This window comes from Bacillus sp. BC05(2025), from assembly GCF_056725905.1.
Window position 1 is genome coordinate 229,720 of sequence record NZ_JBWYRA010000003.1, and the last position, 22,807, is coordinate 252,526.

Genomic DNA, 22,807 nt, shown 5'->3' on the forward strand with positions numbered 1-22,807 from the left:
AATGACATTAGAAATCTTCGAATACTTAGAAAAATATGATTATGAGCAAGTAGTATTTTGTCAAGATAAAGAATCTGGTTTAAAAGCAATCATTGCAATTCATGATACAACACTTGGACCAGCTCTTGGTGGAACAAGAATGTGGACATATGATTCTGAAGAAGCGGCGATTGAAGATGCATTGCGTCTTGCAAAAGGGATGACATACAAAAACGCAGCAGCTGGTTTAAACTTAGGTGGTGCGAAAACAGTAATTATCGGTGATCCACGTAAAGATAAGAGCGAAGCGATGTTCCGTGCATTAGGACGTTACATTCAAGGACTAAACGGACGTTACATCACAGCTGAGGATGTTGGTACAACAGTAGATGATATGGATATTATCCACGAAGAAACTGACTTTGTAACAGGTATTTCACCATCATTCGGTTCTTCTGGTAACCCATCTCCAGTAACTGCATACGGTGTGTATCGTGGTATGAAAGCTGCTGCGAAAGAGGCTTTCGGTACTGATAATTTAGAAGGAAAAGTAATTGCTGTTCAAGGTGTTGGTAACGTAGCATATCACCTATGCAAACATTTACACGCTGAAGGAGCAAAACTAATCGTTACAGATATTAATAAAGAAGCTGTACAACGTGCAGTAGAAGAATTCGGTGCAACAGCAGTTGAGCCAAATGAAATTTACGGTGTTGAATGTGATATTTACGCACCATGTGCATTAGGCGCAACAGTTAATGACGAAACTATCCCACAACTTAAAGCAAAAGTAATCGCTGGTTCTGCAAATAACCAATTAAAAGAAGATCGTCACGGCGACATCATTCATGAAATGGGTATCGTATACGCACCAGATTATGTAATTAATGCAGGTGGCGTAATTAACGTAGCAGACGAGTTATATGGATACAATAGAGAACGTGCATTAAAACGCGTTGAGTCAATTTATGACACAATTGCAAAAGTAATCGAAATTTCAAAACGCGATGGCATTGCAACTTATGTAGCAGCTGATCGTCTAGCTGAAGAGCGCATTGCAAGCTTGAAAAACTCTCGTAGCACATACTTACGCAACGGTCACGACATTATTAGCCGTCGCTAATCATTCATATATTACTTTTACAAAAGGTGTGGTTACCTCTTATGAGGTTTCCACCTCCTTTTGAATTTATTAGTGGAGGTAGCAACAGTGTCTTTAAATCGAATTCTTGTTATTAATCCGGGTAGTACATCCACAAAAATCGGTGTTTTTGATAATGAAAGACCCGTTTTAGAAGAAACTATTCGTCATGACGAAGAACAGATTGGAAAATATAAGCGAATTATTGACCAATATGAGTTCCGTAAAGAAACGATCTTAGAAGTTCTACATTCTCACGGTATTAACATTTCAAAGTTAAACGCAGTTTGTGGACGCGGGGGATTACTTCGTCCAATCGAAGGCGGAACATACACAGTAAACGATGCAATGTTAGAAGATTTAAAAAATGGGTTTAGCGGTCATCACGCTTCAAACCTTGGGGGCATTTTAGCATATGAAATTGCTTCTGGATTAAATATTCCGGCATTTATTGTAGACCCTGTCGTTGTAGATGAAATGGAGCCAATTGCTCGTATAAGTGGTATCGCTGGTATGGAACGGAAAAGTATTTTCCATGCATTAAACCAAAAAGCAGTTGCTCGTAAAGTAGCTGAAGAATTAAACCACAAATATGAGGATTTAAATTTATTAGTTACACATATGGGCGGCGGTATTACAGTTGGTGCTCATAAAAAAGGAAAAGTTATCGATGTGAATAATGGTTTAAATGGAGAAGGACCATTTAGCCCAGAACGTGCGGGTACAGTACCAGTAGGACAATTAGTTGAAATGTGCTTCTCGGGTGAGTATTACCGAGACGAAATGGTCAAAAAACTTGTTGGACAAGGTGGACTTGTAAGTCTTATCGGTACAAATGATGCGATTAAAGTAGAACAAATGGTTGAAAAAGGTGATCCTGAAGCAACCCTAATTTATAAGGCAATGGCGTATCAAGTTGCAAAAGAGATTGGCGGAGCTAGCGCTGTACTTCACGGGAAAATCGATGCAATCGTATTAACTGGTGGACTTGCTTACAGTAAAATTCTTGTTGATGAAATAAAAGAACGAGTAGACTGGATTGCAGATGTTATCGTACATCCAGGAGAAGATGAATTACAAGCATTAGCAGAAGGAGCACTTCGTGTACTGCGTGAAGAAGAAGCTCCAAAAGAATATATTGTACGTGAAAAAGAAACGGTAGCTAGGGGTTGAGATAATGGCAAAAGAATATGATTTAGTCATCGTTGGCGGCGGTACTGGTGGATATGTTGCTGCAATTCGTGCATCACAACTAGGTTTAAAAACTGCACTTGTTGAAAAAGAAAATCTTGGTGGTACTTGTTTACACAAAGGATGTATTCCTAGTAAAGCCCTTTTACGTAGTGCGGAAGTATACGCAACTGCTAAAAAAAGCGAAGAGTTCGGGGTTATTGCAAGTAATGTAGAACTAAACTTTGCGAAAGTACAAGAGCGTAAAGAGAAGATTGTAACGCAACTTCATAAAGGTGTTCAACACTTAATGAAACAAGGTAAAATTGATGTGTTTGAAGGTATTGGCCGTATTCTTGGCCCATCTATTTTCTCTCCGATGCCAGGGACAATTTCAGTTGAACTTGCAAGTGGAGAAGAGAATGAAATGTTAATTCCGAAAAATGTACTTATTGCAACAGGTTCTCGTCCAAATTCATTACCAGGTTTAGAATTAGACGGAGAGTATGTAATGTCTTCGGATCATGCTCTAAAAATGGAAACGCTTCCTAGTTCGATTATTATCGTTGGTGGCGGTGTAATCGGTATTGAGTGGGCATCTATGCTTGCTGACTTTGGTGTAGAAGTTACAGTCTTAGAGTATGCGAAAACAATACTACCACTAGAAGATCAAGACGTTTCAAAAGAGATGCAACGTCTATTCAAGAAAAAAGGTATTAAAGTGGTAACTGGTGCAAAAGTATTACCAGAAACATTGGTAAAAGATAATGGAGTAACAATCCAAGCTGAACATAACGGTGAAAATAAAGAATTTAAAGCAGAAAAAATGCTTGTATCTGTAGGACGACAAGCCAATACGCAAAATATTGGTTTAGAGAATACGGATATCGTTGTGGAAAAAGGATACATTCAAACAAATGAGTTTTATCAAACGAAAGAATCTCATATTTACGCAATCGGTGATGTAATCGGCGGTTTACAGCTTGCTCACGTTGCTTCTCATGAAGGAATTGTTGCAGTAGAGCATATTGCTGGTAAAGAAGTTACACCAATTGATTATTCTATGGTATCAAAATGCGTATATAGCAGTCCGGAAGTTGCTTCTGTCGGTTTAACAGAACAAGAAGCGAAAGAAAAAGGCTATAAGTTAAAAGTAGGTAAGTTCTCATTCCGTGCAATCGGAAAAGCGCTTGTATACGGCGAATCAGATGGTTTCGTAAAACTTGTAGTTGATGAAGAAACAAATGACATTCTTGGTGTTCATATGATTGGACCACATGTAACAGATATGATTTCTGAAGCTGGTCTTGCAAGAGTACTTGATGCAACACCTTGGGAAGTAGCACATACAATTCATCCGCATCCATCATTATCTGAGGCGATTGGTGAAGCAGCGTTAGCTGTAGATGGAAAAGCGTTACACGCATAAAAATGTGGATTTAGGAGGTTATGAAAAATGGCAGAAGTAAAAGAAAAGCGCCATGAAGAGCTTGGCTTAAGTGATGAGCAAGTATTAGAAATGTTCCGTACGATGTTACTTGCACGTAAAATCGACGAACGTATGTGGTTATTAAACCGTGCTGGTAAAATTCCATTCGTAATTTCTTGTCAAGGACAAGAGGCAGCACAAGTTGGAGCAGCATTCGCTCTTGATAGAGAGAAAGATTATGCATTACCATACTACCGTGATATGGGTGTTGTACTAGCGTTTGGTATGACAGCGAAAGAGCTTATGCTATCTGGTTTCGCGAAAGCTGGAGATCCAAACTCTGGTGGTCGTCAAATGCCTGGTCACTTTGGTCAAAAGAAAAATCGTATTGTGACAGGTTCATCTCCAGTAACAACGCAAGTACCACATGCAGTTGGTATTGCATTAGCTGGAAAAATGGAAAAGAAAGATTTAGTAACGTTTGTTACATTCGGAGAAGGCTCTTCTAACCAAGGGGATTTCCATGAAGGTGCAAACTTTGCTGGCGTACACAAGTTACCTGTTATTTTCATGTGTGAAAATAATAAATACGCAATCTCTATTCCAGTTGAAAAACAATTAGCATGTAAAAATGTATCAGACCGTGCAATTGGATACGGTATGCCTGGATATACAGTAGACGGAAATGATCCGCTTGCAGTATATAAAGCTGTAAAAGAAGCGGCAGACCGTGGCCGCCGTGGTGAAGGTCCAACATTAATTGAAACAGTATCATATCGTTTAACAGCACATTCAAGTGACGATGATGATCGTGTTTATCGTGATAAAGAAGAAGTAGAAGAAGCGAAGAAAAATGATTCGATCATAACATTTGCTGCTTATTTAAAAGAGGTTGGCGTGTTAACTGAGGAATCTGAAAAACAAATGTTAGACGAAATTATGCATATCGTAAACGAAGCAACAGAATATGCAGAAAATGCTCCGTATGCAGCACCTGAAGATGCATTGAAGCACGTATACGCAGAATAGGGGGGAACGTTTCATGGCTGTAATGTCTTATATTGATGCTATTACATTAGCAATGCGCGAGGAAATGGAACGCGATGAGAAAGTATTCGTTTTAGGTGAAGATGTTGGTAAAAAAGGTGGCGTATTTAAAGCGACACACGGATTATATGATCAATTTGGTGAAGATCGTGCGCTAGATACACCACTTGCAGAATCTGCAATCGCTGGGGTAGCAATTGGTGCAGCAATGTACGGAATGCGTCCAATCGCTGAAATGCAGTTTGCTGATTTCATCATGCCAGCAGTAAACCAAATTGTTTCTGAGGCAGCAAAAATTCGTTACCGTTCTAATAATGATTGGACTTGTCCAATTACAGTTCGTGCGCCATTTGGTGGCGGTGTTCACGGTGCATTGTATCATTCACAATCTGTAGAAGCGATGTTTGCAAACCAACCTGGTTTAAAAATTGTTATCCCTTCTACACCATATGATGCAAAAGGCTTACTAAAAGCTGCAATTCGTGATGAAGATCCAGTATTATTCTTTGAGCATAAACGTGCATATCGCTTAATTAAAGGTGAAGTGCCAGAAGATGATTACGTATTACCAATCGGAAAAGCAGATGTAAAACGTGAAGGTGATGATATTACTGTTATCACATACGGATTATGTGTTCACTTTGCTCTTCAAGCGGCTGAAAAGTTAGCACAGGACGGCATCTCTGCACACATTCTTGATTTACGTACTGTATATCCATTAGATAAAGAAGCAATCATTGAAGCAGCTTCTAAAACAGGTAAAGTTCTTCTTGTAACAGAAGACAATAAAGAAGGAAGTATTATGAGTGAAGTGGCAGCAATTATTGCTGAAAACTGTCTGTTTGATTTAGATGCGCCAATCGCACGTCTTGCAGGTCCAGACGTACCAGCAATGCCATATGCACCAACAATGGAAAAATTCTTTATGGTAAATCCAGATAAAGTTGAAAAAGCAATGCGTGAGCTTGCGGAATTTTAATCGGGGGGACTATACATGGCTGTAGAAAATATTACAATGCCTCAGCTCGGGGAGAGCGTTACAGAGGGTACAATTAGTAAATGGCTCGTGAATGTTGGCGATCACGTAAACAAGTATGATCCGCTTGCAGAAGTAATGACTGATAAAGTAAATGCTGAAGTACCATCTTCTTTCACTGGTATTGTGAAAGAGTTAATCGCTGATGAAGGTGATACGTTAGCTGTAGGTGAAGTAGTTTGTGTGATTCAAGTAGAAGGCGCAGATGAAGTAGCAGCAACAGCTGTTGAGGAAAAAACAAAAGAAGAACCAAAGGCAGAAGTAGCTACGCCTGAAAAAGCACCGAAAGCAAAACAACTAACTGATGGAAAACCTCGTTTTTCACCAGCTGTGTTAAAACTTGCGGGTGAGCATAACGTTGATTTAGATCTAGTGGAAGGTACGGGAGCAAATGGCCGTATCACTCGTAAAGATATTTTAAAGCTAGTGGAATCTGGAAACATTCCGCAAGCAGGTGCAAAAAAAGAGGAAGCGGTAGCGGCAGTAGTAGAAGCGAGTCCAGAAGCACCAAAAGCAGCGCCAGTAGCACAAAAGGTAGAAGCTGCGAAACCAGTTTCTGTACCAACAATGCCTGGCGATATCGAAATTCCAGTAACAGGTGTGCGTAAAGCAATCGCAGCGAACATGTTACGTAGCAAACACGAAGCACCGCACGCTTGGATGATGATTGAAGTAGATGTGACAAACCTTGTGTCATACCGTAATTCAATTAAAGGTGATTTCAAAAAGCGTGAAGGCTTTAACTTAACGTTCTTTGCTTTCTTCGTAAAAGCAGTAGCACAAGCGTTAAAAGAGTATCCTCAAATTAATTCAATGTGGGCTGGCGATAAAATCGTTCAGAAGAAAGATATTAACCTTTCTATCGCTGTTGCAACAGAGGACGAACTCTTTGTACCAGTAATTAAACACGCAGACGAGAAGACAATTAAAGGCATCGCTCGTGAAATTACAGAACTTGCAGGAAAAGTACGTACGAAATCGTTAAAAGCGGACGAAATGCAAGGCGGAACATTTACAATTAATAACACAGGATCATTCGGTTCTGTTCAATCTATGGGTATTATTAATTACCCACAAGCGGCTATTTTACAAGTTGAATCAATTGTAAAACGTCCAGTAATTATGGATAATGGCATGTTTGGTGCTCGTGACATGGTTAACTTATGTTTATCACTTGATCACCGTGTACTAGATGGCTTAATTTGTGGTAAGTTCTTAGGACGTGTAAAAGAAATTTTAGAAAATACGTCAGAAAATAATACATCTGTATATTAATAAAAAGCTCGCTTATGCGAGCTTTTTATCATCCTATTTCTTCATCTACATCCTACTATATGTATAATACCTTTCCAAGTAATCTTACAATGAACGATTATGTATTAGGAATTTATGAAAATACATTGCTGATATATGGTATATGGATATAAAATAAGAAAAGAATAATTTTTTTGGCAAATCTTACTGATGAAACTGTAGTATAATATATTGTATTGTATGAAAAAGAGAGTTATTCTATATAAGTGTTTTATAGATAATGTGTAATCAGTCGTCAAAACATGAAGAATGTTGACTCCTGGTTTTTTATTTTGCTGTAACAATGTTTCAGGAGGATGTCATGAAAAGAAGTACCGAGTTTCTAAAAAGTTTAGATGTAAAATTAATATTAATTTTGTTAGCATTATGTGTTACGAGTATAGCTGCTATATATAGCAGTCAGCAAACTGGTCAATATGGAGAGGCAAACTTTGCGATGAAACAAGGTTTGAACTACATAATTGGGGTTGTATTGTTATTGCTTGTTGCAAGCATTGACTTAGATCAACTACAAAAATTGTCTTGGCCGCTTTATATCGTTGGATTTGCTTCACTTATTCTTTTGAAAATACTACCGGTTTCCACTTTCACGCCTGAAAAATTAGGTGCAAAAAGATGGTTTGTATTTCCGTTACTTGGACAAATTCAACCATCTGAGTTTTTCAAAATTTCATTGCTTCTCGTGGTAGCAAGTATAGCAGTGAAACATAATGCACAGTATATGGCAAGGACATTCCAAACGGACTTAAAATTAGTAGGTAAAATTGTACTAGTATCCCTCCCGCCTATTGCTGTTGTATATAGCCAACCGGATACAGGGATGGTGTTCTTATATGCTGCTGCAATTGCATGTATTTTATTTATGTCAGGTATTCAGAAGAAATTGATAGCGTTATGTACAGTTATTCCAGTCACCATATTATCTGCGTTAATATTTATTTACGTAAGGTATGAGGATTTCTTCTTTAATAAGTTAGTTACGCTACTAAAACCGCACCAACAATCACGTATTTTAGGTTGGTTAGATCCATTTGAACATACAGATCAAGGTTATCAAACACAGCAATCGATTTTAGCTGTAGGTAGTGGCGGTATGGAAGGGAAAGGGTTTGGCGAAGGGAACGTCTATATCCCTGAGAAACATACTGACTTTATTTTCGCTACAATTGCCGAAGAAGGTGGATTTATCGTAGCAGCGTTAGTTGTATTCTTGTTCCTATTACTACTATATAGAACAATTATTATCGGTTATTCTGCTGATAATCTATTCGGTACATTATTATGTGCTGGATCGATTGGGATATTAACGGTTCAAATATTCCAAAACATCGGTATGATCGTTGGATTAATGCCTGTAAAAGGGATTGCATTACCGTTCTTATCATATGGGGGAAGTTCGTTGTTCTCGAATATGATTATGATGGGTCTTATATTATCCGTACGAAAAACGTATAAAAAGTATATGTTTTCTGTTAAGTAAGAAAAGCTGATTCGTTAAAAAACGAATCAGCTTTTTTACATATATGCTCTTAAACGTTGCAAACTAAAACAAAGTAGCAGTTTGAGACGGGTAAGGGGTGCAAGGTGATGCATATGCATATTTTTGAAGGGGCAAGGCATCTTTCTAATAGTGAATGGGTTATTCGGGCTATTATAGCATACATATTTTTAATATTAGTTGCGAAAGCAATGGGACAAAGGTCCATCGCACAACTTCGTTTTTTAGATGTTGTATTAGTATTATTGCTTGGCGGGAATATTTCTAACGCATTATCTGATGAAAAAGTAGGATTACTCGGCTCAATGATTACAACGCTCATACTCGTTGTACTTCACATTATAAGCTCAGTCTTAATGTTGAAATGGGATAGATGGAGGCGCTTTTTAGAGCCAGCACCTATTATTCTTATACACAATGGTTCCATTGATTTTAGCAATTTGAAAAAAGCGAGAATTACGGTGGAATATTTATTTTCGGAACTTCGTATGCGAAATGTGAGCGACATTCAAAAGATTAAATTAGCATTATGGGAAGCGAACGGTGTCGTTTCTATATTTCAGTATCCAGAACATGAAGCAGTTTCGCGGCTTGATCTGAAAGTGGCGGGAAAAAAATCTCCAGTTTCTTTTGTATTAGTAAAGGATGGGAGCATTCAGAAAGATGTTCTTGCTTTATTAGGGAAAACAGAAGAATGGGCGAGAGAATTTCTAGAGAAAAACGCAGAAGTTGAATCCATTCTGTTAGCTACAGTAGATGAAGCACATAAAATAAATATTTTGTTAAAAAAATGAAAAATATACGCATTTTGTCGTTTCATACATATGATACAATAGTGTGGACAACGAAAAAGGAGGGATACGATGGGATATGTAGAAGAATTACGAAAAATAGTTGGTCATCGCCCTTTAATTTTAGTTGGTGCTGTTGTACTCGTTATAAATGAAAATGGATATGTATTATTACAACAAAGAACAGAGCCTTACGGAAAATGGGGGCTGCCTGGCGGATTAATGGAGCTTAGTGAATCACCAGAAGAAACGGCTTGCCGTGAAGTATACGAAGAAACAGGGATAAAAGTGAAGAACCTACAATTAATCAACGTATTTTCTGGAGCGAATTATTTTACAAAATTAGCAAACGGCGATGAATTTCAATCTGTAACGACCGCTTATTATACGGATGAATACGATGGAGATTTTGTTATGAATAAAGAAGAAGCGGTTCAGCTTAAATTCTTCCCGCTAACAGAACTACCTGACTATATTGTGGGATCGCATAAAAAAATGATTGTTGAATATATGAAAATTATGGAAAAAAAGATATAATAATAGTGAAAGAAATACAAAAACACAGTTCTGGTTGGTAGTCCAGACGCATGATTTCATGTTAGTAACCTTCCCCTCCGGGATGTCCCGTATTTCTAATTTTATAAAGGAGGGGCTGTCAATGGAGTTGACAGTATATCATGATGGCCAATTTTTTGTTGGGATCATTACATGTAAAGAAAAAGGAAAATTGTATGGAGCAAGGTATATTTTTGGAACAGAGCCGTCAGACGAAGAAATACTTATATTTGTAAATGGTCCAATGTTAGCGTATTTTCAGCACTTTGCAAAATGTGGCGTAGAAGTGAAAGAAAAAACGCGTCCCAAAAATATAAAGCGTATCATACGACAAGTAGCAAAAGAAGTAAATGTAAACCGTTTTACTAAGGCACAAGAGGCAATTAGCTTATCCTATGAACTGCATAAACAAGAAAAGAAAGTGCAATCTAAGCAGAAGCGTGAAGCTGAAAAACAAAGAAGACGTTTAATCAAAGTAAAAAAAGCAAAGCAAAAACATCGTGGTCATTAAGAAAAGGTGTTAGAGCCCTGCTCTAACACCTTTTCTATGCTGAAATACAAGTAAACTTACTTGTATTTCATAAACATTAACTGGTAAGATACAAATAGGTAGTTTTAGAGGAGGGAAAAGATTGATTAATTTTAACTTTTTTATGAATGATGTTGTCCGCCAAGCGCGTGAAGAGATTGTCTCTGCTGGATATACAGAATTAACGACGCCAGAAGCAGTAGAAGAAGCGTTTAAAAGAAATGGAACAACACTTGTAATGGTAAACTCTGTATGTGGTTGTGCAGGCGGTATTGCTCGTCCTGCTGCTGCGCATTCCGTACATTATGATAAACGACCTAACCATCTTGTAACGGTGTTTGCAGGTCAAGATAAAGAAGCGACAGCAAGAGCTCGTGAATATTTCGAAGGGTACCCACCATCTTCTCCATCATTTGCTTTATTAAAAGATGGAAAAATTGTAACGATGGTAGAGCGTCATGAAATTGAAGGTCATGAACCGATGCAAGTTATTGCAAAACTACAATCTTACTTCGAAGAGAATTGTGAAGAACTATAAATATAAGCGAAAAGGCGGTACGTCCACTTAATTGTGGACATACCGCCTTTTTTTATTTAGCGTCAAGTTTTATGGAGTATGCATATCCTTTGTGTTTTATGCAATGTTTTATACATGGATAATGGTGTTTTTATTGTTATTTTATTTATTTTTATTTTATATATTGCATAAAAATAAAAGTGCTGATACAATACAAACATCGAATAAATATTCTATTAAACTTTTAAATATACATCATTAGGGGGGAGAAAGATGAAGAAGTTATTATCAATATCGTTTGCACTTATTTTAATTGTAAGTATGTTCAGTGCTTGTAGTAATGGGGAAGAAAAGGCTACTGGGAAAAATAAGAAAGTACTGGTTATGGGGACTTCAGCAGATTATAAACCATATGAATACGTAGAAGCTTCAAAAAGTGATGAAATTATCGGCTTTGATGTTGATGTTGCTAAATATATCGGAAAAGAACTTGGTTATGAAGTGAAAGTGAAAGATATGGATTTTGGTGGTTTATTAGCATCTCTTAGCTCGGAAAAAGTTGATTTCGTAATGGCAGGTATGACGCCGACTGCAGAGCGTAAAAATAATGTTGATTTCACAGATATTTATTTCGTTGCGAAAAATATGGTCGTTTCTAAAAAGGATTCTAACATTAAATCTGTAGAGGATTTAAAAGGGAAAAAAGTAGGGGTACAAACAGGATCTATTCAAGAAGAGAAAGCGGCAGAATTTAAAAAACAAGTAGATTTCAAAGTTGAGGGACGTGACCGTATACCAGAAATTGTACAAGAAATTAAAGCAGGTCGTTTTGACGCCGCAATTATAGAAGATACAGTTGCTAAAAATTATGTAGAGAAAATGAAAGATTTACAAGGAATTGAAATTCAAGAAGCGCCAGAAGAAGTTGGAGCAGCAATTGCCCTTCCGAAAAACAGTGACAAAACAGCTGAATTTAATAAAGTAATTAAAAAAATGCAAGAAAATGGAGAAATGGATAAATTAGTGAAGAAATGGTTTGGCAGCGAAAAATAAGCTGCCTTTCACTTTTCTGTGAGGGGAATGAAAAGAATGAACTTAGATTTTTCGGCGATTACGCCTTCAATACCATATATATTAAAAGGATTAGAAGTTACTTTGAAGATTGTAGCAGTATCAGCGCTAGTAGGGTTTATTTTAGGAATGCTATTAGCACTTTGCAAAATTGCTAGAATACGAGCATTAAATATAGCGGCAGATCTTTATACATCAATTTTCCGTGGTACACCACTTGTATTGCAATTAATGATTATTTATTTCGGTGTCCCGCAAATAATTGGTTATGAAATACCGGCATTCGTAGCGGCTGTATTAGCATTTAGTTTGAATTCAGGTGCATATATGTCAGAAGTAATCCGTGCGGGCATTCAAGCGGTTGATAAAGGACAAACAGAAGCAGCGATGGCTTTAGGAGTTCCTTATGGGAAAATGATGCGAAATATCATTTTCCCTCAAGCATTAAAAAACATATTACCAGCGCTTGTGAACGAGTTTGCAACACTTACGAAAGAATCGGCTGTAGTAACAGTAATAGGAGCGACGGATTTAATGCGCCGTGCTTACATCGTAGGTGGCGAGACGTTTAAATATCTTGAACCATTACTTTTTGTTGGACTGATTTATTATATGTTAGTCATTATTCTTACATTAGTCGGGAAGGCAATTGAAGGGAGAATGAAGAAAAGTGATTAAAATTGAAAACCTTCATAAATCATTTGGAAAAAACGAAGTATTAAAAGGAATTACAACAACGATTGAAAAAGGGGAAGTAGTAGCAATTATTGGACCGTCTGGATCAGGGAAATCAACATTTTTACGTTGTATGAATGTGTTAGAAGCGCCGACAAATGGTCACATTTGGATTGGAACGGAAGAAGTAACGAATCCGAAAACGAATATTATGCACGTTCGTGAAAATGTCGGAATGGTATTTCAACATTTTCACCTATTTCCTCATATGACTGTATTAGAAAATATTACGTATGCTCCTATTCATGTAAAAGGAGTAACGAAACAAGAAGCTGAAAAGAAAGCCGAGAAACTTTTAGAGAAGGTCGGTTTATTAGATAAAAAAGATACGTATCCGAATCGCCTTTCGGGCGGACAGAAGCAACGTGTAGCAATTGCGAGAGCGTTAGCGATGGAACCAGAAGTGATGTTATTCGATGAACCAACCTCAGCACTAGATCCAGAGATGGTGAAAGAAGTATTAGAAGTTATGAAATCATTAGTTACGACAGGAATGACAATGGCGATTGTTACACATGAAATGGGATTCGCGAAAGAAGTAGCTGATCGTGTTCTCTTTTTAGACGGTGGAAAGCTTGTAGAAGATAGTGCGCCAGCAGAATTTTTTGCAGCACCGAAAAGTGAACGTGCGCAACAATTTTTACAAAAAATATTGTAATATGTAACGGTTACGTGAATAATAAGTAGAAAAGGATGACATTGTGTCATCCTTTTTTTATACTAGCTGTAAATACGTTTATACATATAGGAGCAATGCTATGTTCAAAATTGGATACCGTACAGTAAAAACAGCAATAGGGACAGGTGCAGCAGTTTTTATTGCTCAGTTATTAGGGTTAGAATTTTATAGTTCAGCGGGTATTTTAGTTATATTATGTGTACAAAATACGAAACGTAAATCACTTCAAGTATCGTTACATCGTTTTTTAGCTTGTGTATTATCAATGGTATTCGCGTTTTGTATTTTTGAAACAATTGGATATACACCGCTAGCAATTAGCGTATTATTACTTACATTTATTCCGACTGCAGTAATGCTTAAAATTCAAGAAGGTATTGTCACGAGCTCGGTTATTGTGATGCATCTATATTCATTGAAACAAATTACATGGCTTATTGTTGGAAATGAAATTGCCATATTAACGATAGGGATTAGTGTCGCTTTATTAGTGAATATGTATATGCCAAGTAGTGAAAATAAGCTAAAAGAGTATCAGGATAAAATAGAAAAAAATTTTAAAACGATTTTGTTTGAAATGGTCGTGTATTTACGAAACCGAGAAAGTAGTTGGAGCGGGGCAGAACTTATTGAAACTGAAAATATGCTAAATGAAGCAAGGGATTTATCGTTTAAGAAGCTTGAGAATGCATTTATGCGAGAAGATGATTATTACTATCGCTATTTCAATATGCGCATGCAACAATTCGAAATTTTAGAGCGAATGATTCCGTTAGCAGCTTCTTTATCATGGACATACGAACAAGCTGACATGATTGCGGATGTGGTTGAAAACATTGGAAATGCCATTAGTCCTGAGAGTACTGGGGTTATCTCCTTAAGACAGCTTCAAGAAATGAGAGAATTATTTAGGGACATGCCACTGCCAGTTACACGCGAAGAATTTGAGATACGTGCGAAACTTGTTCAACTTGTATATGAAATGGAACAATATTTACTCATTAAAAGTCGTTTTAAGGGAAAGAATAATATAAAAGAACTTATATAGAAGGTAGGAATTATTTATGCCGTATCTTCTCTCTTTCATATTATGTCTTTCTTTATCACCTATTTGGCCTCTTGGTGATAATCCACGTGCCGGGGATCCTTTTATTATTGTAAATAAAGCGACGAATAAATTAGCTTATATTGACGATGGAAAGATTCAAAAAGTTTTTCCAGTCGCGACAGGGAAAACAAATGAATTAACTCCAGAGGGAAATTTTGATATTGTCATGAAAGCAAAGGACCCATATTATATTGCGAAGAATATTCCAGGGGGATCACCGAAAAATCCACTTGGATCTAGGTGGATGGGATTTAACGCAAGAGGAACTGATGGGAGTAAGTATGGAATACATGGAACAAACCAACCGAGTTCAATTGGAAAGTATATTTCACAAGGGTGTATAAGAATGAAGAAAAATGATGTGGAATATTTATTTGATCGCATTCCAATTGGAACGAAAGTATGGATTGTAAAATCGAAAAAGTCATTTCAGCAATTGGCAAAAGAAAAAGGAGCCCTTGCATATGAAAAAGTCAACGAAAAGGTTGGCTTTTTCTATTGTAATAAGTTGTCTTGACATGTGTACATAACCATGAGTTAATGAGAGTATAGAAAGATAAAATTAGATAAAGGGGTTGCTCATATGTACTTGAATCCAAAAATTTCGTATATGCAATTTTTAATGGGATTTCTATTTGTTATTACATTCATGTTGGCAACTTTTAATATATGTTCTTATCTTGTAGCGATTGTATGTATGGCATTACTCAATCTTACTTTTGTTATTGGAGCATTTCAGCAAAAACAATATACAAGTTTTGTAATAGCACTTGTAATGTCATTTTCCTTTAGTATTGTAGCGATTGTGCTTTATATAAAATAAACCATCTCGATATCGAGATGGTTTATTTTGTTATATGTAAAAAGTAAAAAAAGGACGAACACATCGTCCTTTTTACCAAAACATACTCGCGCCAGCAAGTAATGTTGTTACAAGCATAGAAATTAGCATTACATAAACCATAACTTTTTGAGCTTTTTTATGCATCGTTATACCTCCTTGCAAATCAGTACAATATCATTGTAACGAGAAATGATATTGTGGACAAGGGGAGAGAAATGACAAAATTCGAGAAGTACGTGTAAAGTATAACAGGAAATTTGTATGTATGTAGAGAATATATAAAATGATGGAGTGTAAGTTTTTTGTTATGCAAGCTGAAGAATGGAGATACGATGATGAAAATATATGAAACAAATCGTTTACATTTAAGGGAAATTGATGAGTCGTATGCTGAAAAAGTTCTTCAATATTACGACAGAAATCGTGAATTTTTAAAAGCTTGGGAAGAGTATAGACCGGATGATTTTTTTACGTTAGATTATCAAAAGAAAAAGTTGCAAAAGGATAGAAAAGAGATCGCAGAAGGTAAAATCATCAGGCTTTGGATTTTTAAAAAGGGTGATGATACGAAAATAATTGGATGTATTTCATTTAATTTAATTGTTCGCGGAATTTATCAATCTTGTGTACTCGGCTATAAATTAGATAAGGCAGAGTTAAACAAAGGTTATACGACGGAAGCGCTTAGAAAAGCGATTCAAGTTGCTTTTGAGGAATTTCAATTACATCGTATAGAAGCACCGATTATGCCACGAAATTTAGCATCTATACAAGTCGTGACGAAGATAGGTTTTCAATATGAAGGTGTGTCTAGGAAGATGCTAATGGTTAACGGAGTGTGGGAAGATCATATGCGCTGGGTATTGTTAAATGAGTAATAGAAAGCAGATGGTTATCTAGACATATAAACCGTCTGTTTTTTGTCTTGTATTTCGAAACTTTTGCGAAATTCTGTTATAATTAATAGTGTTACATACATAATGGTAGTGCAGGAGGCGCAGTCTTATGATTAATCAAGAACGTTTAGTAAATGAATTTATGGAATTAGTACAAGTAGATTCTGAAACGAAATTTGAAGCAGAAATTTGCAAAGTATTAACAAAGAAATTCACAGATTTAGGTGTAGAGGTATTTGAAGATGACACAATGGCTGTTACTGGGCATGGTGCAGGTAACTTAATTTGTACATTACCAGCAACAAAAGATGGTGTTGATACAATTTACTTTACTTCTCATATGGATACAGTAGTTCCTGGTAATGGAATTAAGCCTTCTATTAAAGATGGATATATCGTATCAGATGGTACTACAATTTTAGGTGCGGATGATAAAGCAGGATTAGCATCCATGTTCGAAGCAATCCGTGTTTTAAAAGAGAAAAATATTCCTCACGGTAAAATTGAATTTATTATTACAGTTGGAGAAGAATCTGGTCTTGTTGGTGCAAAAGCATTAGATCGTGAGCGCATTACAGCGAAATACGGTTATGCATTAGATAGCGATGGAAAAGTTGGTGAAATCGTTGTTGCAGCTCCAACACAAGCGAAAGTGAATGCGATTATTCGCGGGAAAACAGCTCACGCTGGTGTAGCACCAGAAAAAGGTGTATCTGCAATTACGATCGCAGCGAAAGCAATTGCGAAGATGCCACTTGGACGTATTGATTCTGAAACAACTGCAAATATTGGACGTTTTGAAGGTGGTACACAAACGAATATCGTTTGCGATCACGTGCAAATCTTTGCAGAAGCGCGCTCTTTAATCAATGAAAAAATGGAAGCACAAGTTGCAAAAATGAAAGAAGCATTTGAAACAACTGCAAAAGAAATGGGCGGTCACGCAGACGTTGAAGTAAACGTTATGTACCCAGGATTTAAATTTGCTGATGGCGATCACGTTGTAGAAGTTGCAAAACGTGCAGCTGAAAAAATTGGTCGTACACCTTCTCTTCACCAAAGTGGTGGCGGAAGTGATGCAAACGTAATTGCAGGACACGGGATTCCAACAGTTAACTTAGCGGTTGGTTATGAAGAAATTCATACAACAAACGAAAAGATTCCTGTTGAAGAATTAGCGAAAACAGCAGAATTAGTTGTTGCAATTATTGAAGAAGTAGCGAAGTAATGTAATAGAAAAAGCGTGTAAATCACAAGGGATTTACACGCTTTTTATTTTGATTCGATGGCTTTTACAAGACGGATAAGCCAATACAAGAAAATCCATGGCAGTATGTCCTTTGTTATAATGCCTAGTAGACTTGGAAGAATCCCTGCTACGTTAATATCAAAAATAGGAAGTAATAAATAATTAATTAAGATGATTAATATAATAACGAGAAATGTATAATTGAGGTTACTGTTTGATTTCATAATAGATCACTCCTTTTACAAAAATATCCATATTCATATTAAGTATAGCAAAAATAAGGATAAAAAGAATAAGTAATTATTATATTGTGCATGAATTTGGTATAATAAAGGAACAAATGTTCTTTGGAGGGAGTGAGTACTATGCGAGAAATGTATCCGAAAAAGGGTCGTGTTATTTTACATGTAGATATGAATTGTTTTTTCGCATCTGTTGAAATTGCTCATGATCCATCATTACAAGGAAAGCCGTTAGCGGTTGCTGGAAATGAAAAAGAAAGAAAAGGAATTATCATAACATGTAGTTATGAGGCGAGAGAATATGGAATACGTACAACGATGCCTCTTTGGGAAGCAAAAAGGTTATGCCCGCAATTAGTTGTAAGGCATCCTAATTTTATATTATATCGTGAAGCTTCATTTCAAATGTTTCAAATCCTTTCCCGCTTTACGGAAAAAATACAACCAGTCTCTATAGATGAGGGATATTTAGATATTACAGATTGCTACGCACTCGGTTCGCCTCTTGAAATTGCAAAGATGATTCAACAAGCATTATTAACAGAGTTACAGCTACCCTGTAGCATTGGGATTGCTCCGAACCTTTTCCTAGCAAAAACAGCTTCTGATATGAAAAAGCCTCTCGGTATTACTGTGCTTCGAAAACGAGATATTCCAGAAATGATTTGGCCACTTCCAGTTGGAGCGATGCATGGAATTGGAGAAAAAACAGCTGAAAAATTAAATGATATTCATATACAAACAATTGAGCAGTTAGCAAAAGGAAATGAACATATCATTCGCGCTAAAATTGGAAAGCACGGTGTTGATTTACAAAAGCGTGCAAAAGGTGTGGATGATAGAGAAGTTGATCCGAGTCAAATGGGACAACATAAAAGTGTTGGTAACTCGATGACTTTTTCAAAGGATATGGATGAAGAGAAAGAATTACTTGATATGTTAGAACGACTATCAAAATCAGTGAGTAAAAGATTAAAAAAGCGAACTCTTGTCAGCTATAATATTCAAATTATGATTAAATATCATGATAGGCGGACAGTAACGCGGAGTAAGCAATTGAAAAATGCCATTTGGGAAGAACGAGATATTTTCCAGGCAGCCTCTCGTTTATGGAAGCAACATTGGGATGGTGATTCCGTTCGCTTACTAGGTGTTACAGCTACTGAAATAGAGTGGAAGACAGAATCGGTGAAACAATTAGATTTATTTTCATTTGAAGAAGATGCAAAAGAAGAGCCGCTACTAGCTGTCATCGATCAAATTAATAATAAATATGGAATGCCGATTTTACAACGAGGTAGTCAACTATTACGTAAGCAAGAAAAGTCTTTTCAACAAAAATTAGAAAATAAATTTATGTAGAAGGTGTCATGGAGTAGTGAATATCATGACACCTTTCATATTTAACTCGCTTCTAAATCTAAAGAAGTCTTCCAGCCAGCTCCAGTAACGCCAGATTCTAATAGCATTCTACTCACTATTTTTTCAATTAAGATAGCAGCATTTGTCTTGCAATGTAATGTAGCCTGTATACACACCTTTTGATTAGAATCTACGTCTTCACTATACAACTCTTTTAAACCGAGTCCTTCTGTACTTACCATATGCATAAGTAAAAAACGAATATGTGCTTCATTTTCTTCTGAACAAGTAAGGGAAAGTAAGTAGTTCGTTTGTTCTGGTGATTCTTCTTTTGATTTTTTATTCATAAAAAGAGCTATTGGGCGAAGGAGTATATTTGCAAGTAACACGCCGGTTGCACCTAATATAGCTGCAACGAGGAAACCGGCGCCTGTAAGAGTACCGACAGCAGCTGCACACCATAAAGTAGCTGCCGTATTTAGCCCTCTAATACTAAAACCATCGCGAATAATAACGCCACCCCCTAAAAAGCCAATGCCACTAACGACTTGAGCAGCAATGCGGGATGGGCTAGCATCATGATCAAGCATGACGGATAATAAAACAAATATACAGGCACCAAGTGATACGAGAGCATTTGTCCGTAAACCAGCCATCCTGTGTCTCCATTGTCGTTCCATTCCGATGCAAGCACCTACAATAATTGCGATACATAATCTTAATAAAATGTCATACCATACCATCATGGTCACCTCCATATATAAATATGTGTTATGTTTTTTAGAATGAGCGGGGAATACCCACTCATTCTTATTTTTACAACCAGCTATGAAACTTTTTAATATAAAGCTTTTTCAGGAATTGTGTTAAAAAAGCGTAGCCTAATAGTATTCCTACTAACCAAGGGAAGTAGTTAAGTGGCAATGCTTGTAAACCAACGGCTGCACCAAGTGGTGAGAATGGAATATAAATTCCGATTGCCATAATAAGAGCGGTTAATAAAACGACTGGTGTTGATGCAGTACTTTGAATGAACGGAATCTTCTGTGTTCTTATCATGTGAACAATTAAAGTTTGTGTTAGCAATCCAACGACAAACCAACCAGATTGGAATAATGATTGTTCGCTAGCTGTATTCGCACCGAAGACGTTCCACATAACTACATATGTGATGATATCAAATATGGAACTAATAGGACCGATGCAAATAATGAAGTTCCGTAAGTTTGCAGTATCCCATTTTCTTGGTTTTTCTAAAAACTCTTTATCCATTTTGTCCCATGGAATAGACAATTGTGAAATATCATAAAGTAAGTTTTGAATTAAAAGGTGAATGGCAAGCATAGGCAAGAAGGGGATGAAAGCACTTGCTACTAACACACTAAATACATTTCCAAAGTTAGAACTAGCTGTCATTTTAATATATTTTAAAATATTTCCGAATGTAGTGCGTCCTTCTAGAATACCAGCTTCTAATATTGTCAAACTTTTCTCAAGTAAAATTATGTCGGAAGACTCTTTTGCAATATCGGTAGCAGTATCAACAGAAATGCTAACGTCAGCTTCACGTAACGCTACGGCATCGTTAATGCCATCTCCCATATAACCTACAGTGTGTCCGTTTTCTTGTAATACTCGTATAATGCGTGATTTTTGCATTGGATTTAGTTTAGCAAATACAGTTGTTTCTTCGGCTAATTTCGCTAATGCTTTATCAGGTAAAGAATCGATTTCGTAACCAAGGACAGGTTCACCGATATTCAATCCAACTTCTTTGCAAACTTTTCTTGTCACAATTTCGTTATCACCAGTTAAAATTTTCACTTGTACACCATGTTTTTGTAATGCTTGAATGGCGGTAGCCGCAGATGGTTTCGGTGGATCTAAAAAGCTAATATATCCAGCGAGAATCATATCGTTTTCATCTTGTACCGCGTACTCTTTATCATTTATTGGTCTATCTTTTTTATAAGCTACAGCAATGACACGCATACCTTCACTATTGAATGTCTCACTTAGTTGTTTTACATTTGAGCGCATGTCATCGGTAAGAGAAACAACTTTTCCATCTACTTCAGTGTAGTTACAAATAGATAAAATTTCTTCTACTGCTCCTTTACAAACCATTGTATGTTCACCTGAAATATCTTTCACGATGACAGACATACGCCGGCGAGCAAAATCAAATGGAATTTCATCTAGTTTTTGAAAAATGGATGGATTAAACTTTTGGTTTTCTTCTGTATACTCCATAACAGCTTTATCTATTAAATTTTTCAATCCTGTTTGATAGAAACTATTTAAATAGGCAAAGTGTAATACACGATTACATGTATTACCGTTAGGATCTGAATGGTGAACAAGTACAACTTTATCTTCTGTTAAAGTTCCCGTTTTATCGGTACAAAGAATGTTCATAGCACCTAAGTTTTGAATAGAATTTAGTTGTTTTACAATTACTTTCTGTTTAGACATGTTAACGGCACCTTTTGCTAAATTAGCAGTTACAATCATTGGTAACATTTCAGGTGTGAGACCAACAGCAATTGCGATAGCGAAGAAGAAAGCCTCTTGCCAATCACCTTTTGTAAAGCCGTTAATGAGAAGTACGATAGGTGCCATAATCAGCATGAATGTAATTAAGAGCCAGCTTACTTTATTTACCCCTTTATCAAAGCTTGTTTCTATGCGCTGCTTACCGATTACCTGTTTTGCTAACGAGCCAAAATACGTATTCGTACTTGTGGAGATGACAACAGCTTTTGCGCTACCACTTACAATAGTTGTACCCATAAAACAAAGATTTTCCATATCGAGTGGATTGTAATTTTTTTTCGTATTTTTCGGTAAGATATGCTTATTCTCTGTATGATAGCAGTTTTCGTACTTTTCTACAGGAAGTGCTTCCCCAGTTAAAGAGGATTGATTCACAAATAAATCTTTAGCTGATAAAATACGCACATCAGCCGGGACGATATCACCGGCTGAAAGTGAAATAATATCGCCAGGTACAAGTTCTTCAATGGGAATTTCCGTTGTATCATTTCGCTTTAGATACATTACGTTTTTTGTTTCGTGTACAAATCCATCTATTCTAAAGACGCTTGCCGTTGTTCGAACCATAGCTTTTAACTGATCCGCAGCTTTTTGAGAACGAAATTCTTGTAAAAAGCGAACCGTTGCACTTAGTATTACCATTACAGATACAACAAGGGTTCCTTGTATGTCATCTGTGAAAAAAGAGAGTGCGCCGAGAGCTAATAAAACAAAAATAAATGGATTTTTAAATGCTAATAGAAATTGAACGTACCACGGCGATGTTTTATTATGAGCGATTTCATTCGGGCCATATAAAGAAAGTCTATGAGACGCTTCTTCTTTAGAGAGTCCATTTTCTGTTGTTTCTAAAAGTCGTAACGCTTTGTTTGCATCCTGCGTTGCGACTTCCACTAATAATTTGTTATTTGTTTTCATACAATCTTGATCGTATGAATGTTTTGTTTCTTGTCTTTGTAAATTTAACATTGATAGTTCCTCCTTTTTCATGAAGGAGGAAACAAGCTGTTACTCGACTATTTAAAATGGGGAGGAACAGTTTCTTTCCTACCTACATGA

24 protein-coding genes are annotated in these 22,807 nt (G+C 36.6%); 20 read left to right on the top strand and 4 right to left on the bottom strand.

Translation table 11 applies throughout. The annotated features are described in order from the left end of the window. Position 1: 1 nt before the first annotated feature. The 17 genes from ACZ76X_RS11915 to ACZ76X_RS11995 all read left to right on the top strand — a co-directional run bounded on the left by ACZ76X_RS11915 (position 2) and on the right by ACZ76X_RS11995 (position 15,422). Positions 2 to 1,102: a leucine dehydrogenase gene (locus ACZ76X_RS11915; RefSeq protein ID WP_000171362.1), complete on the top strand. Its 1,101-nt coding sequence runs from the start codon at positions 2 to 4 to the stop codon at positions 1,100 to 1,102. Positions 1,103 to 1,189: 87 nt separating this feature from the next. After that, entirely contained in the window at positions 1,190 to 2,293 is a 1,104-nt protein-coding gene (gene buk, locus ACZ76X_RS11920) for a butyrate kinase (RefSeq protein WP_098667353.1), read from the top strand. Between the two features lie 4 nt (positions 2,294 to 2,297). Next, positions 2,298 to 3,719: a dihydrolipoyl dehydrogenase gene (lpdA, locus tag ACZ76X_RS11925; RefSeq protein WP_001051291.1), complete on the top strand. Its 1,422-nt coding sequence runs from the start codon at positions 2,298 to 2,300 to the stop codon at positions 3,717 to 3,719. 27 nt (positions 3,720 to 3,746) lie between these two features. Then, entirely contained in the window at positions 3,747 to 4,748 is a 1,002-nt protein-coding gene (bfmBAA, locus tag ACZ76X_RS11930; protein WP_000852554.1) for a 3-methyl-2-oxobutanoate dehydrogenase subunit alpha, read from the top strand. A gap of 13 nt (positions 4,749 to 4,761) precedes the next feature. Then, positions 4,762 to 5,745, top strand: a complete 984-nt coding sequence (gene bfmBAB / locus ACZ76X_RS11935) for a 3-methyl-2-oxobutanoate dehydrogenase subunit beta (RefSeq protein WP_000290076.1) — start codon at positions 4,762 to 4,764, stop codon at positions 5,743 to 5,745. Between the two features lie 15 nt (positions 5,746 to 5,760). After that, a complete protein-coding gene (locus tag ACZ76X_RS11940; protein WP_479850552.1) occupies positions 5,761 to 7,077 on the top strand; it encodes a dihydrolipoamide acetyltransferase family protein in 1,317 nt (438 codons plus the stop codon). 340 nt (positions 7,078 to 7,417) lie between these two features. Then, positions 7,418 to 8,596, top strand: coding sequence for an FtsW/RodA/SpoVE family cell cycle protein (locus ACZ76X_RS11945; RefSeq protein ID WP_098667355.1), 1,179 nt, complete (start codon positions 7,418 to 7,420; stop codon positions 8,594 to 8,596). A gap of 107 nt (positions 8,597 to 8,703) precedes the next feature. Next, the gene (locus ACZ76X_RS11950; RefSeq protein WP_098667356.1) at positions 8,704 to 9,408 is read left to right on the top strand and encodes a DUF421 domain-containing protein; all 705 of its coding nucleotides are present in this window, start codon (positions 8,704 to 8,706) and stop codon (positions 9,406 to 9,408) included. Positions 9,409 to 9,477: 69 nt separating this feature from the next. After that, the gene (locus ACZ76X_RS11955) at positions 9,478 to 9,942 is read left to right on the top strand and encodes an NUDIX hydrolase (protein WP_098667357.1); all 465 of its coding nucleotides are present in this window, start codon (positions 9,478 to 9,480) and stop codon (positions 9,940 to 9,942) included. Positions 9,943 to 10,063: 121 nt separating this feature from the next. Continuing rightward, complete coding sequence (locus ACZ76X_RS11960; RefSeq protein WP_479850553.1) at positions 10,064 to 10,471, top strand: YjdF family protein; 408 nt, start codon at positions 10,064 to 10,066, stop codon at positions 10,469 to 10,471. 142 nt (positions 10,472 to 10,613) lie between these two features. Next, positions 10,614 to 11,027, top strand: a complete 414-nt coding sequence (locus tag ACZ76X_RS11965; protein ID WP_001979317.1) for a BrxA/BrxB family bacilliredoxin — start codon at positions 10,614 to 10,616, stop codon at positions 11,025 to 11,027. 252 nt (positions 11,028 to 11,279) lie between these two features. Beyond that, positions 11,280 to 12,059 carry a transporter substrate-binding domain-containing protein gene (locus ACZ76X_RS11970; RefSeq protein ID WP_479850554.1) on the top strand — a complete coding sequence of 260 codons (780 nt, stop codon included), beginning with the start codon at positions 11,280 to 11,282 and terminating at the stop codon, positions 12,057 to 12,059. 36 nt (positions 12,060 to 12,095) lie between these two features. After that, a complete protein-coding gene (locus ACZ76X_RS11975; RefSeq protein WP_306183812.1) occupies positions 12,096 to 12,755 on the top strand; it encodes an amino acid ABC transporter permease in 660 nt (219 codons plus the stop codon). Next, complete coding sequence (locus ACZ76X_RS11980) at positions 12,748 to 13,470, top strand: amino acid ABC transporter ATP-binding protein (protein WP_042512209.1); 723 nt, start codon at positions 12,748 to 12,750, stop codon at positions 13,468 to 13,470. The genes ACZ76X_RS11975 and ACZ76X_RS11980 overlap by 8 nt, the downstream gene beginning before the upstream one ends. A gap of 100 nt (positions 13,471 to 13,570) precedes the next feature. Beyond that, positions 13,571 to 14,539, top strand: coding sequence for an aromatic acid exporter family protein (locus ACZ76X_RS11985; RefSeq protein ID WP_479850555.1), 969 nt, complete (start codon positions 13,571 to 13,573; stop codon positions 14,537 to 14,539). A gap of 16 nt (positions 14,540 to 14,555) precedes the next feature. Next, positions 14,556 to 15,116 carry a L,D-transpeptidase gene (locus tag ACZ76X_RS11990; RefSeq protein WP_479850556.1) on the top strand — a complete coding sequence of 187 codons (561 nt, stop codon included), beginning with the start codon at positions 14,556 to 14,558 and terminating at the stop codon, positions 15,114 to 15,116. A 66-nt stretch (positions 15,117 to 15,182) separates the two neighbouring features. Next, positions 15,183 to 15,422: a DUF3894 domain-containing protein gene (locus ACZ76X_RS11995; protein WP_479850557.1), complete on the top strand. Its 240-nt coding sequence runs from the start codon at positions 15,183 to 15,185 to the stop codon at positions 15,420 to 15,422. A gap of 72 nt (positions 15,423 to 15,494) precedes the next feature. On the opposite strand, the gene prli42 is transcribed toward ACZ76X_RS11995, so the two are convergent. Continuing rightward, the gene (gene prli42, locus ACZ76X_RS12000; RefSeq protein WP_000549040.1) at positions 15,495 to 15,587 is read right to left on the bottom strand and encodes a stressosome-associated protein Prli42; all 93 of its coding nucleotides are present in this window, start codon (positions 15,585 to 15,587) and stop codon (positions 15,495 to 15,497) included. A 188-nt stretch (positions 15,588 to 15,775) separates the two neighbouring features. Between prli42 and ACZ76X_RS12005 the strand changes: the two genes are divergently transcribed. Together ACZ76X_RS12005 and ACZ76X_RS12010 are read left to right on the top strand one after the other, a co-directional pair. After that, a complete protein-coding gene (locus ACZ76X_RS12005; protein ID WP_142337313.1) occupies positions 15,776 to 16,321 on the top strand; it encodes a GNAT family N-acetyltransferase in 546 nt (181 codons plus the stop codon). A 127-nt stretch (positions 16,322 to 16,448) separates the two neighbouring features. Then, a complete protein-coding gene (locus ACZ76X_RS12010) occupies positions 16,449 to 17,567 on the top strand; it encodes a tripeptidase T (protein ID WP_000609803.1) in 1,119 nt (372 codons plus the stop codon). A 44-nt stretch (positions 17,568 to 17,611) separates the two neighbouring features. Here ACZ76X_RS12010 and ACZ76X_RS12015 read toward each other — a convergent pair whose 3' ends face one another. Next, complete coding sequence (locus ACZ76X_RS12015) at positions 17,612 to 17,812, bottom strand: hypothetical protein (protein ID WP_048550730.1); 201 nt, start codon at positions 17,810 to 17,812, stop codon at positions 17,612 to 17,614. 141 nt (positions 17,813 to 17,953) lie between these two features. Here ACZ76X_RS12015 and ACZ76X_RS12020 point away from each other — a divergent pair, with 141 nt between their 5' ends. Beyond that, positions 17,954 to 19,192, top strand: a complete 1,239-nt coding sequence (locus ACZ76X_RS12020; protein ID WP_479850558.1) for a DNA polymerase IV — start codon at positions 17,954 to 17,956, stop codon at positions 19,190 to 19,192. Positions 19,193 to 19,233: 41 nt separating this feature from the next. On the opposite strand, the gene ACZ76X_RS12025 is transcribed toward ACZ76X_RS12020, so the two are convergent. Both ACZ76X_RS12025 and mgtA read right to left on the bottom strand, forming a co-directional pair. Then, positions 19,234 to 19,935, bottom strand: coding sequence for an MgtC/SapB family protein (locus tag ACZ76X_RS12025; RefSeq protein ID WP_479850559.1), 702 nt, complete (start codon positions 19,933 to 19,935; stop codon positions 19,234 to 19,236). A gap of 73 nt (positions 19,936 to 20,008) precedes the next feature. After that, complete coding sequence (mgtA, locus tag ACZ76X_RS12030; RefSeq protein ID WP_479850560.1) at positions 20,009 to 22,717, bottom strand: magnesium-translocating P-type ATPase; 2,709 nt, start codon at positions 22,715 to 22,717, stop codon at positions 20,009 to 20,011. Positions 22,718 to 22,807: the final 90 nt, after the last annotated feature.